The following is a 12,344-nucleotide window of genomic DNA, read 5'->3' on the forward strand; positions in this document are numbered from 1 at the left end:
TTGACCGTTCACTTTGGTTTTCTGAAAAGCCGCGCAAAAGTTTATCGCGGGGTGGAGCAGCCCGGTAGCTCGTCAGGCTCATAACCTGAAGGTCATAGGTTCAAATCCTATCCCCGCAACCATCTCAACTTGCGAAACCCCGGTCCTTGTGGCCGGGGTTTTCGTTTTGAGGGAAATCGCAAGGATTCCAGCGAGGTCGCCTCGGACATCGATTTTCAGCTCATCATTCTGAGGCGTCAGCACGATCTCCTTGACGAGGGATCGTAGGATTTCACCGGCCTTCAGCCGTGTTGCTTCACTATCGTCCTGCAGCGCTTCGTGGAGAGCTGCGACTTTTTCGCGATAGAAAGTCGCCATTTCAGGATGGAGGAGCGGCGGTGGCTCCTCGGCGTTGGCGAGTAGTCGCTCAAGCTCAGATTTTCGCCCCTCCAGTTGGACCATCTTGGCGTTGATCCGGTCGGCCGCTCCGCCCTTGAGGATCAGGTTCAGCAAGGTGTCGAGTTCATGCTCGATCCGCTTCACCTCGGATCGCAAACCGTCGAGTGACGCCGAGCATTCGATCCGAAGACGATTCATCTCGCGTGTGAACTCGTCGCAGAACTCCTTGAAGAGCGCGGGATCCATCAGATGGTGACGCAATGCGTTCAGCACTCGCTCCTCCAGCCGGGCACGCGGGATGCTTTTGCGGTTTGCGCAGGTTCCCTTGTTCCTCGCAGTCGAGCAGCCGGTTAGGTCCGCTGAGATCATGGCGTATCCACCGCCGCAACATGCGCATTTGATCAGGCCTGAGAATATGTATTTTGGACGCCGCCGGTCACGGAAGCTGTTCTGCACTTCGCGACCGTCCTCGCCGTGCCCTGTCTTGATCGTCTCCTGCCTAGCCTTGGCGGCGTTCCAGAGCTCATCGTCTATGATGCGCAGCTCTGGCACTTCCTGAATGATCCATTCCGCCGAAGGATTTGGGCGCGCCTGACGCTTTCCTGTCTCAGGGTCCTTGATAAAGCGCTGTCGATTCCAGACGATGCGGCCAACGTACATTTCGTTATTGAGGATACCATTTCCGCGTTTGGCGTTGCCATTGATTGTGCTGAAACCCCAATCTCCGCCGCCGGGTGCCCGTATGCCGTCCCTATTCAGTTCGACTGCAATCCGCTTTGCTGATTTGCCAATAACATAGTCACGATAGATGCGGCGAACCACCTCGGCTTCAGCCAGATTGATAGTTCGATCACCCCTTATAGGCTCGCCATTTGCATCAAATTGTTTGACGACATCGTAGCCGTAGGAGTTGCCGCCACCGGACTTGCCCAGTTCAACGCGGCCGCGCAATCCTCGGCGAGTCTTGTCGGCAAGATCCTTGAGAAAGAGCGCGTTCATCGTGCCCTTGAGGCCGACGTGAAGATGCGTAACCTCGCCTTCGGATAGAGTAATGATTTTGACCCCGGCGTAGGCCATGCGCTTGAACACGCCGGCGATATCCTCCTGGTCACGGGATAGGCGATCCATCGCCTCGGCCATCACCACCTGAAATCGACCGCGCAAGGCATCAGCAATCAGGGCTTGGATGCCAGCACGCAGGAGCGATGCACCGGAAATTGCGTGGTCGGAATACTGCTCCACGATCTGCCAGCCTTGCTTCTCGGCATAGGCACGACAGACGCGAAACTGGTCCGTGATCGAGGCGTCACGCTGGTTGTCGGTGGAGTATCGGGCGTAGAGCGCGACCTTCATGTGACAATCTCCTGCCAGCTCAGGAGCGCTTTGGACGGTGCTCCTCGGCAAGCTGCTCATACCAGTCTTGCGCCGCGCTACGAGCCAGTAGACGTACAAGCTCAACGAGGCGCGGATCGGGGCCGCCGCCACTCCGTGGCACGAGCACCAAGTCCGGCCGTCCAAGGTGGACGACGGTTCTGCGCTCTTGAGCAACGACCTCTTTCATCGTAGCGCCAATTTCTGCCGATTGCACGGTGTTTGTCCCGAGTACCATCGGCACATCGGGGGACAACGACAACGGAAATTGGGTCCGATTATTGGATAGGAGCGGCGGTGCCTGCGAACGAGTTCTGACTCTAGGGTAGCGGAGAGTAGTTTAGCGTCGCGCAAAGACCTGCGCGCTTCGGCATCCGAAAACAAACGCTGCAGGCATCCGCGTCGTTGCGCACCGCATTTGGACTGGCGTCCTTTTCGGCGATTCCCTCAGGTATTTCGCGGTTGTGGCGGTGCCATCGTAGGCAGAATAGCTACAGCCATCCCCGTTCGCTGAATGCGGCGAGGTCGATGCCGGGCGGAGCGAACCAGCCCCCGTTGCGATAACGCGCGCCGAGCTTGAGTGCGACTTCCTTGTTGCCATAGGGAATTCGCAGCGGTGTGTCTCTTGCGGACTTTGGCGGCCTTGGCGCTGCATCGGCCGCCGCCGCAGTTTTCGATTTCCGAACTCGCTTCCGCGATGCGATCGATCGGGAGGTGCTTGTTCCAGTGGTTCTCGCCGCGGCCTTGCAATGGCCGTTCCGGCGCTTCGCCGTCCCTTTGTTCGAATCGAGCCACGCGGCCATGGCGCTGGAGTTGGTCTTGGCCTCATCCGGAACGACGATGCCTTTCGCGATCGCGATCTTCCGGGCGTAGGACAGTTGCGCCGCACTCGCCGGCGTGGGTTCGGCCGTCTCGTTTGAATCGCCGTCGGTCTTCTTCGGGGCATGTTGTTTCAGAAACGCACCGCAGATCGATATCGAAGTCTTGTAGCCGGAGGGCGGTTTGATGCCGAGTTGCCGGGCGATGCTGTCGGCATAGCGCTTCATCGCCGGTGTCGGCGGAAAGGATCGGGCGGAACTGGCTGCGCCGTCGCCGAGCAAGGCGGGGCTTCCAGCGGCGGTGCTGTCGGTCAGCTTGCCGATGATGCGTTGCGCGACATTGCACACGGCATCGATCGCGCCGAGCATCTCTTGTTTGCCGACGACGACATCGTCGAGCAGGCATTCCAGTTGCGCTGTCACGCCGGGATCGACCAGGGCGGGATCGGCTCTTTGCAGAATGCCGAACAGCGACAGACCGGCGTCGGTCGGCACGATGTGCTTGCCCTGGATCACCAGAAAAGCCTGCTTCTTCAGTCCGCCGATGATCTCGGCCCGCGTCGCCGGCGTGCCGATGCCCTTAGCTTCCTTGAGGCGATCGCGCAGCGCCTCGTCATCGACGAAGCGCCAGGCATTTTGCATGGCTTCAATCAGCGTGCCTTCGTTGTAACGCGGCGGCGGCCGGGTTTCCTTGTCCTCGATTTTGGGATCCTGCAACTGCGCCGTCTCGCCGTTGCGTAGCGCCGGCAGCAATTGGGCGTCGTCTCCCTTTTCCTCGGCGGGTTGCCATTCGGGGAAGGCGGCGCGCCAGCCGAGGTCGATCGGCTGCCGACCGGCGGCGCGGAATTCGAAGCCGCGCACGTCGAGCGTCGCGGTGGTCTGCCGATAGCGGAAGTCGGGCATCAGCGCGGCCAGATAGGCGCGTGCGATGACGTCGAATAGTTTCTTCTCGTCGGACGACAGCCGCGGCCAGACTTCCGGCAGCCTGTCGATGGTGTTGACGTTGGGGATGATGGCGTGATGGCTAGCCCCCTCCAATCCCTTGTCGTGAAATGTGCCGCTCGCGCCCCTGCGGATCACCGGCGGTTCGGGCACCGGGATTGCGCCAAAAGATTGCCCCGCCTGCAATCCGGCCACGATCCGCGGCACGTCCGCGATCAAGCTTTGCGGCAGGTAGCGGACTTCGGCGCGAGGGTAGGCGATGATCTTCTTGCCCTGGCCGTCATAGAGCTGCTGCGCTACGTCGAGCGTCTTGCTGGCCGGCCAGCCGAAGCGGGAGCCGCACAGCTTCTGCAGCGACGGCAGATCGTGCAGTTTCGGCGGCCCTTGCCGTTTGTCCTCGACGCGCACGCCAAGTCCGCCCTCGAAATCCCGCGCAGCGTCTGCGACGGCCTCGGCCACCTCGCGCCGGACAATTCGCTCTTGAGGGGCGTGCCGCATCTGGAATTGCCCGCCCTCGACTTTGGCGGTGGCGACAATCTCGAAATAGGCGAGGGGGACGAAATTGCGGATTTCCAATTCGCGTCGGCAAACGATCGCCAAGGTCGGCGTTTTCACGCGCCCGACGCCAATCACACGCCGCGCGCCCTGTCCCAGGATGACGGTCGCCGTGCGGGTCAGCGACAGATTGTAGATCTGGTCGGCCTGCCGGCGCGCCACGGCGGCGGCGTAGAGCCGCGCATAGTCGGCGTTCGGCTTTGCCGTCTCAAACGCCGCGCGGATCGTCTGCGAATCCTGTGCAGTAAACAACACGCGCATAACCTCGCCGCAGTAGTTGTAGTGTTCGAGAATCTCCTGGCCGATCAGCTGGCCTTCGCGGTCGCAATCGGTCGCGAGCCAGACCCGTTTGGCCGTCCGCAGCGCTTCGCGGATAGCCTTGAGCTTGGCGGTCTTGTTTCCGCCCGAGGCCGGACGCGTGTCGTAAAGCCCCTCGGGGCGCAACAGGATCGGCGACCACCGCTTCCAGGCGGGCACGACATCCTCTGGTTCCAGCAGATCGAACAGATGACCTTCGGCCGGCAGGATCTCGCCGTAGCGAGACCCGACAGCTTCTCGGACGTCTTTCGCCTGGCTGGTCTTCTCGGTGATGACGATCTGATCGGACATTTCGGGCTGAGAGCGCCACTCAGAATATGCCAATTTCCGAAATGGAACATAAAGCGAACAAAGGGCACATGCAAGCGCCCCACGGCCTCGCGCTGCCGGATTCCGCTCGACACTTCGCGGGGCGCCTCGTTTCGACTTGGTCGGGCAGCATTCTGGCCCCCTCTGGTGAACCCGCTTGACCGAGGGAGTGGATAAGAACATATAGAGAACAAATGGCTGCCGGTAGGCTGCGCACTGTCTTGTTGGATCGCTGACGACCTGCGGAAACGAAACGTTGTGAATTATGGGTTAATCTCGCCATCGCGCTTGGATTTGCGGCGCTGGGGATCGAAGGGGCGCCCGTGAGCACGGTTGAGCGTTGGACCAGGGACTTGGGATATGGCGAAGTGCCTGGCGCGCTGTTGGCCGATGCCAATCAAGTTTCTGCGGATCATCCCTTTGCTACCGAGGTGGTGGGGATGTTCGACGCGGCTGGCGATGTCGGCGCGTCGGCCGTTCTTTGCATCGATCGAGTGCCGACTGTTTGTCTGGTGGATTCCGCGCAACTCAAGGGTGACGAGAACGCCCAGGCGAACCAGATTCGCCGGTTTTGCGAACGGCTCTGGAACCAAAATCTGGCTCGCATCGTTCTGGTGGCAGCGGATGATTATGTCGATGCTTGGTCCGTCGACGATCCTCAGGCCCCGCGCGAGAGAATTGTAGCGGAAGGCGGCGAAAAGCTCGCAGACTTCTCCTTCCAGGGATTGTTGAGCGGAGAAATTCTCAAGAACCGGGCTACCTGGTTTGATCCACATAAGCGGGTCGACAAGACATTGCTCGACAACGTGCGGGTATTGGTTGAACGGCTATCAGGTGCCGTCACGGCCAATATCGCACGCGAACTGACCGCTTCGGTCATCTTCGTGGCGTATCTCGAAGATCGAGAGATCATCACCGACGCGTATCGTGCGAGCCGCAACGTATCGACTTTGATCGAGCTTCTTGAGAAGGGTGACGTAAGCGGCCTCGAGCGATTGTTCGGTCAGCTTCAGAAGGACTTCAATGGAGATTTCCTCGCGACCGATGGCCGCAAGGAGGGGATGTGGCGCGGCTTGCCGTCAAATGCGTTCGAGGATCTCCATCAATTCCTGCGTCGCACCGTGCTGCGCTCCGGTCAGACCGCCTTTTGGCGTTATAATTTCGCGCAGATTCCAATCGAATTGATTGCCGGCATCTACGAAACGTTCCTCGGCCAGAAGGCAGCGGCGGAAACGGAAGCCGGCGAAAGCGCAACCGGCAAGCGGAAACAGGGGGCCTATTATACGCCGCGGCTGCTGTCAGATTGGGTGGTTGAACAGGCGCTCGCTGGCCGCAATCCGCTGGAGCAGCGCATCTTCGATGGTGCCTGCGGTTCGGGTATGCTTCTCACCGCGGCATTTCGACGGCTGATGCGTGCGCAGCGAGCGGCTGCGCTTCCCAAAGACGACGACAACAACCATGACTTCGCAGCGCGTTGCAGTCTTTTGCTTGGACACATCTTCGGCAGCGACATTGATGAAGACGCATGCCGACTGACAGCGTTCAGCCTCTATTTGGCCCTCCTGTCCGACCTCGCGCCACGCGACCTTGAGCTCCTGCGCAAAGGCGGACACAAACTGCCGTCGCTCAAGAAGAATATTCGAAGCAATGGCCATGGCAATTTCTTCAGCCAAAAGAGCGAAGCGATCAACCGCGAGCAATACACGGTGTTTCTGTCAAACCCTCCATGGCGAGAGATGCCGCCAGGGGACCCGGAAACTGCTGTCGTCGAAGCATGGGCTGAGCGTCAACCAGCTACCGTACACTGGCCCAAGCGGCAAATCGCAGCAGCGTTCGCTCTAGCAGCGGCAGAATCGTTGAGTGCGTCCGGCCGTGTGGCGATGATCTTGCCGATCGGTCTGTTCATCTCGGCGGAGCCGAGCACGCGGCGCTTCCGGGCGAATCTGCTTTCGCGTTACAAGATCAAGCGCATCACGAATTTTGCCGATATGCGGCGGCTTATTTTCGTCGACGCGGACCACCCCTTTGTCGTGATGATTGCGACGCGGCGCGCCGAGGCCGTCGACGACCTTTCCGTTGAGCAGTTTGAATATTGGACACCCAAGACGGATATCGCGCTTGCCTTCGGCCGTCTTACGCTGCATGGCGCCGATCGGACGATCATGCGCGCCACGGCATTGATCGATGAGACGCCGCATCTACGCCTTCGCTATTGGGGCACCTTACAAGACCTCGCATTGCTCGAACGTCTCTGGCAATTCGGCTCGGTCAACGATCTGCGCGCCCGTTTTGGATGGGAGAAAGGCAAGGGCTTCCATCGGGTCGATAATGATCGGCGTGTCCCGCAGCATTTGCGATCTGTAAGCCCATCGCGATGGCTGCTGACTCACAAATTTCTCAAGGCAGAGCGGATCCCCGGTGATCTACCCATCGTGGATAGACTTTGTTTGGAGCGATTTCCATACGAGCGCATCGCACGAGAGCCGGACGAACTGCGACGCAATTTCAAAGGTCCCCGTGTGATCTGGCCGGACGGGACTCATCCCGAGAATGGCGTGAAGGCGGTGTTCGCAGAGGACCCGTTCAGCTTTCAGCACTCCGTCGGTGTGTTATCGGCACCCGACACGGAAACTGGCAGGCTTGAGGCTCGTTTTTTGACGGCGTATATGCGCTCGTCGATGGGAACGTGGCTGTCGCTACTGCTGAGTCCGTCAGTCGCGGCCGAACGCCCAAAGCTGCACGTCAACGAGTTGCTGAGTTGGCCATATTGGCCGGTCGCAAGCATCCACAACCGAAAAAAGCCCAAGCCATTCTGAAGAAAGTTGATCGTCTCTTCAGCGCAATCGAAAGCGCAGAACCGCTGAATCGGCCGGCGAAATACGCCGCACGCAAGCCCGAATTCGAAGAGCTCGTCTTCGATTATTTTGCGCTGCGACCGGACGAGCGTGTGCTCGTCCAGGAACTGGCGACCTATGCAGGGCCCTCTCTACAGCCGGGTAGTCTCAGCTACGAGATGCTTGTGAAATCGATGCGGCGGCCTCCGGCGCGGGACCAGATCGATCGATACTGTCAGCGACTGGTGCAGGTTCTAACTGAATGGCGTGACGCGACTGGCGGCAAGGGCGAGTTGAGCGCAGTTGCGTGGACAGCGCGCAGCGTTCCTCTCGGCGGCGTCATTGTCACGATCTCGGAATCCAAACCGCGCAAAGCCATGGTCAGCCGTTTAGAAGACGATCGCGTGGTTGCCGAACTTCTCAGTACAGTCGCCACCGCCATCGACGGCAGTCCCGAGCAAATGCTGACCGTGCCTGACGTCATCGTTGTCAAGGATGATCGCATCACGATCGTCAAACCCCTCGTAACCCGGTTTTGGCTTGAACGCGCCGCAATCGAAGACGCCAGCAAACTGGCGGCCGAGATAAAGGCCATTCGACGAACGAAGAGGCCGTTATGAGCGACGTCAAGGGCTTGACTGCCGATAGTCCCTTCATCGACCTGTTCGGCGAACTTCCGGTTTCAGCCTTGCTCGCTTACGTACACGAGACATGGCTCGCTTATGCCGACTTTTATAAAGGCTCGGAGCCGCCAATGCAGAAACGTACCGAGCCGCAATTGACACAGGCGCTTGCGGCACATTTACGCGAACGACAGGACGCGGGTGAACAACCCTTTGCAGGCGACTTCTATGGCGAGTTGTCGGAATACGTTCTCGATAAGGCGACTGGGTTACCCAAATGCATTGCCCGCACTGACATTGAATGGCGTCTCTACGGTGTGTCGGGATTTATCATCGAGTTCAAGATACTCGACGGGAAACTGCAACGTCGTGAGAAGTATTTGCTGGACGGCGTGATGCGGTTTGTTGTCGGTCGTTACAGCGGATCGGCAACCGCGGGTGCGATGTTCGCATTGCTTCGTAAGTCCGCATCTGACGATCCGAGCCTGCTTCTGCTCGAATTGGAGAAAGATGGCACCGACCTTCGATGCGCGGGCATCAAGAAGGATTCAGAACTTCTGCCGAAAATCGCGGCGTTCGATTCAGCCCACCAAAGGAGCGCGCCGCACGTCACACCGTTTCAGTTGGCGCACCTGTTTGTTCCATTGCCAGGGTGAAGACCATGGTCGAAGCGTGGTCCCCGGAGCTCGAATTTTCCGGAAGGAAGCCACGCCTAGATGCCCCCCCGAATGACCGCGGGCTTTTCTGGCGTCGCCTTATGGACCGGGCTGTCGGTTTGGATGAAGCCTCGCTACGGAGGTCTTCACCCTTCGGGCTTCCATCCCGGACGCAAGTGCGCTTTCCGGCGCTCGGCCCGGTTCCTGACGATTCAGCCTAGCCATGCCGTCCGAGAGTGAGAGTGCGGGCCGGTTTGGCCGAGACGGGATGAGGTCGAGAGAGAGCCTTCCGGCGCCCGTCGCGGAGAACCGCGATGTCCAGGACCACTACTCAAGACCGCGCCGACGAAGGTCGTGCCAACCTCTATTCCGAAATCACCGACAAAATCATCGCCGAACTTGAGGCCGGCCGCGTCCCCTGGGTGCAGCCATGGGGGACGGCTTCGGCGAACGCGTCGCTGGCCTTGCCGCGCAACGCGACGACGAAGCGTCGCTATTCCGGGATCAACATCCTGATCCTGTGGGGGGCCGTGATCGAGGGAGGTTTTTCCGGCCAGAGCTGGCTCACCTTCCGGCAAGCGCTTAGCCTCGGCGGTCATGTCCGGAAGGGCGAACGCGGCACAACCGTGGTCTATGCTGATCGGTTCACGCCCGAGGACGAACGGCGCCGCGCCGCTGAGACCGGCGAGGAGGCGGGCGCCATTCCGTTTCTGAAGCGGTTCACCGTATTCAACACCGATCAGTGCGAGGGACTGCCCGAAGACGTCGCGGCCGTTGTCATTCCGCCGCCGCCCGGACAGATCGAACCGCAGGCCGAGGCCTTGATTGTCGCTACCGGCGCAGATTTCCGCATCGGTGGCCCGCGCGCGTACTACAACCCGACGGGCGATTTTGTGCAGGTGCCGCCGCCAGCGGCGTATTTCGAGCCGATCAATTGGCACCGCACTGCGTTTCATGAGCTTGGGCATTGGACCGGCCATAGCTCACGGCTCAACCGCCATCATTCCGGATTACGCGGCTCAAAACCTTACGCCCGGGAAGAACTCGTCGCCGAAATCGCCGGCGCCTTTGTCTGCGCCTCGCTCGGCATCGTGCCGACGGTGCGCCACGCCGACTACATCGGCTCCTGGCTGGACGTGCTGCGCGAGGACAACCGCGCCGTGGTGCGGGCGGCGAGCGCGGCGTCGAAGGCCGCGGATTTCCTGCTGGCCTTTACGCCGTCGGCGACCGACGCCGGCACAGAGAAGCGTGAACAAGCGGCGTGACGCCGTCGCCGGCTGCCGCGGCCTTCACTTGCTGCGGTGCCTTGGAGAGTGAGAGGGAGGCCGGGATTTCCGTGACGGGTTTCCAGGTCGAGAGAGGCTCTCGGCCGCCCGTCGCGGAGATACGAAGATGGCGTCAGTTCAGAAGATCAAGCTCAGCTCGTCGCGTGACATTCCGTTCAACAAGCTGGTCTTGAGCCAGTCCAATGTCCGCCGCGTCAAGGCGGGCGTCTCGATCGAGCAATTGGCGGAGAGCATCGCGCTGCGCACCCTGCTGCAGAGCCTGAACGTCCGCGCGGTGGTGGACGCCGATGGCCAAGAGACAGGCATGTTCGAGGTGCCGGCCGGTGGCCGGCGATACCGCGCGCTCGAACTGTTGGTGAAGCAGAAGCGGATGGCGAAGACGCAACCGGTGCCGTGCGTGGTCCGGGACGAGGGTATCGCTGAGGACGACTCGCTCGCCGAAAACGATGAGCGGATCGGACTCCACCCGCTCGACCAGTTCCGCGCCTTCAAGGCGCTTCACGACGGTGGCATGAGCGAAGAGGACATCGCCGCCCGACACTTTGTGACGCCGGCGATCGTCAAGCAGCGCCTGCGCCTGGCCGCGGTATCGCCGAAGCTCCACGAGGTCTATGCCGACGACGGCATGACGCTGGAACAGTTGATGGCGTTTTCCGTCACCGCCGACCACGCGCGCCAGGAGCAAGTCTGGGACCATGTCAGCCGCTCTCAGCTCGATCAGCCGTACCAGATCCGGCGGATGCTGACCGAGAACAGCGTCCGCGCCTCGGACCGCCGCGCCCAGTTCATCGGGCTCGATGCCTATCAGCAGGCCGGCGGCAATATCTCACGCGACCTGTTCGAACATGACGATGGCGGTTGGCTGCAGGACGTGGCGCTGCTCGATCGTCTCGTCACCGAAAAGCTAACAGCCGAAGCTGAGACCATCGCCACGGAAGGCTGGAAGTGGATTTCGGCGGCGGTCGACTTTCCCTATGGCCATAGCCATGGTTTGCGCGAGCTGGACGGTGTTCCAGTCGAGTTGAGCGAAGACGATCGTGCGGCGATGGCTGCTCTTAGAGCCGAATACGACAGGCTCGAGGCCGACTATGCCGAGGCCGACGAACTGCCGGACGAGATCGATCAGCGCCTGGGCGAGATCGAGACCGCGCTGTCGGCCTTCGACATCCGGCCGGTGATCTTCGATGCGGCCGACATCGCGCGCGCCGGCGTCTTTGTCAGCATCGATTCCGAAGGCAAGCTGTCAGTCGATCGCGGCTATGTGCGCCCGGAAGACGAGGCACCGGTGATCGTCGATCGAGAGGCAGAAATCGCCGCGGGCGGTGAATCAGCTCCCGACGATGAGGACGCCGTTTCGGCACCTCGCGCCGTCATCACCATCGGTGGCGCTCCTGCTGAATCGGAAGAGGACGACGACGACGTCATCAAGCCGTTGCCGGACCGCCTCATCACCGAGCTGACCGCGCACCGGACGCTGGCGCTGCGCAATGCGCTGGCCAACGATCCGGCTATAGCCTTCACCGCGGTCCTGCACAATTTCGTGCTATCGACGTTCTATCGCTTCGCGTCATCGAGCGGTTGCCTGGAGATTGCGATCCGGTCACCGACGCTGCCGGCACAGGCGCCGGGTCTCAACGACAGCGCGTCGGCCAAAGCCATCGAGGCGCGCCATGAGGCCTGGAAGGTTCGGTTGCCGAGCGAGGAGGGTGATCTCTGGGATAAGCTGATCGGTTTCGACGCCACCGAGCAGTCATCGCTGTTCGCGCATTGTGCCTCGTTTGGCGTCAACGCGCTCTATGAACCGGCCAGTCGCTTCAATGAAGGCCGCGTCTCTGCGCATTGCGTTCGCCGCAGGCTCGACCATGCCGAAGTGCTGGCGCGCGCTGTCGGCCTCGACATGGTCGCGGCAGGCTGGACCACAGGGGTGGACAACTATCTCGGCCGGGTCACAAAACCCCGCATTCTCGAAGCGGTGCGCGAGGCCAAGGGTGAATCGTCGGCACAGTTGATCGACCACCTCAAGAAAGCCGACATGGCGCGGGAGGCCGAGCGGCTATTGGAGGGAACGGGCTGGCTGCCCGAACCGCTGCGGCTGACCGACGTCGAAACTGCTGCGGCTACCGGTGAAGCCGAGGCTTTGCCTGAATTTCTCGCCGCCGACGACGAGGATCAGGCTGAGACTGACGAAGATCAGCCTCGCGTAGTCGCGGCTGAATGATCGTGAGGGCGGGGCGGCGAAAGCCGCTCCGCCCAT

7 protein-coding genes and 1 tRNA gene are annotated in these 12,344 nt (G+C 60.9%); 6 read left to right on the forward strand and 2 right to left on the reverse strand.

Going from position 1 to position 12,344, the window contains the following annotated elements; translation table 11 throughout:
* Window positions 1-45 precede the first annotated feature (45 nt).
* Window positions 46-122: transfer RNA gene (locus tag BMY71_RS05965), tRNA-Met, on the forward strand.
* Here the strand turns inward: BMY71_RS05965 and BMY71_RS05970 are convergent.
* Window positions 79-1,791, reverse strand: a complete 1,713-nt coding sequence (locus BMY71_RS05970) for a recombinase family protein (protein ID WP_347336022.1) — start codon at window positions 1,789-1,791, stop codon at window positions 79-81. The genes BMY71_RS05965 and BMY71_RS05970 overlap by 44 nt on opposite strands.
* 449 nt (window positions 1,792-2,240) lie before the next feature.
* On the reverse strand, window positions 2,241-4,673 hold the full coding sequence (locus tag BMY71_RS05975) for a type IA DNA topoisomerase (protein ID WP_092682337.1): 2,433 nt from the start codon (window positions 4,671-4,673) through the stop codon (window positions 2,241-2,243).
* Between the two features lie 341 nt (window positions 4,674-5,014).
* Between BMY71_RS05975 and BMY71_RS05980 the strand changes: the two genes are divergently transcribed.
* The 5 genes from BMY71_RS05980 (at window position 5,015) to BMY71_RS06000 (ending at window position 12,308) form a co-directional block, all read left to right on the forward strand.
* Window positions 5,015-7,507 carry an N-6 DNA methylase gene (locus BMY71_RS05980; protein ID WP_139202601.1) on the forward strand — a complete coding sequence of 831 codons (2,493 nt, stop codon included), beginning with the start codon at window positions 5,015-5,017 and terminating at the stop codon, window positions 7,505-7,507.
* Window positions 7,450-8,145 carry a hypothetical protein gene (locus BMY71_RS05985; protein ID WP_139202602.1) on the forward strand — a complete coding sequence of 232 codons (696 nt, stop codon included), beginning with the start codon at window positions 7,450-7,452 and terminating at the stop codon, window positions 8,143-8,145. Before BMY71_RS05980 ends, BMY71_RS05985 begins: the two co-directional genes overlap by 58 nt.
* A complete protein-coding gene (locus tag BMY71_RS05990; protein WP_092682343.1) occupies window positions 8,142-8,804 on the forward strand; it encodes a hypothetical protein in 663 nt (220 codons plus the stop codon). The genes BMY71_RS05985 and BMY71_RS05990 overlap by 4 nt, the downstream gene beginning before the upstream one ends.
* Window positions 8,805-9,118: 314 nt before the next feature.
* Window positions 9,119-10,069 (forward strand): ArdC family protein, encoded by a 951-nt coding sequence (locus BMY71_RS05995; protein WP_092682345.1) that lies wholly within the window; start codon window positions 9,119-9,121, stop codon window positions 10,067-10,069.
* A 127-nt stretch (window positions 10,070-10,196) separates the two neighbouring features.
* Entirely contained in the window at window positions 10,197-12,308 is a 2,112-nt protein-coding gene (locus BMY71_RS06000; protein WP_092682347.1) for a ParB/RepB/Spo0J family partition protein, read from the forward strand.
* The last annotated feature ends 36 nt before the right edge of the window (window positions 12,309-12,344 follow it).

It is taken from the genome of Rhodopseudomonas pseudopalustris (assembly GCF_900110435.1).
GTDB lineage: Bacteria > Pseudomonadota > Alphaproteobacteria > Rhizobiales > Xanthobacteraceae > Rhodopseudomonas > Rhodopseudomonas pseudopalustris.

Excerpts from the sequence above, each read along its gene's own strand:
- BMY71_RS05975 (WP_092682337.1), bottom strand. The coding sequence starts at position 4,673 with ATGTCCGATCAGATCGTCATCACCGAGAAGACCAGCCAGGCGAAAGAC.
- BMY71_RS06000 (WP_092682347.1), top strand. The coding sequence starts at position 10,197 with ATGGCGTCAGTTCAGAAGATCAAGCTCAGCTCGTCGCGTGACATTCCG.
- BMY71_RS05990 (WP_092682343.1), top strand. The coding sequence starts at position 8,142 with ATGAGCGACGTCAAGGGCTTGACTGCCGATAGTCCCTTCATCGACCTG.
- BMY71_RS05995 (WP_092682345.1), top strand. The coding sequence starts at position 9,119 with ATGTCCAGGACCACTACTCAAGACCGCGCCGACGAAGGTCGTGCCAAC.
- BMY71_RS05970 (WP_347336022.1), bottom strand. The coding sequence starts at position 1,791 with ATGAGCAGCTTGCCGAGGAGCACCGTCCAAAGCGCTCCTGAGCTGGCA.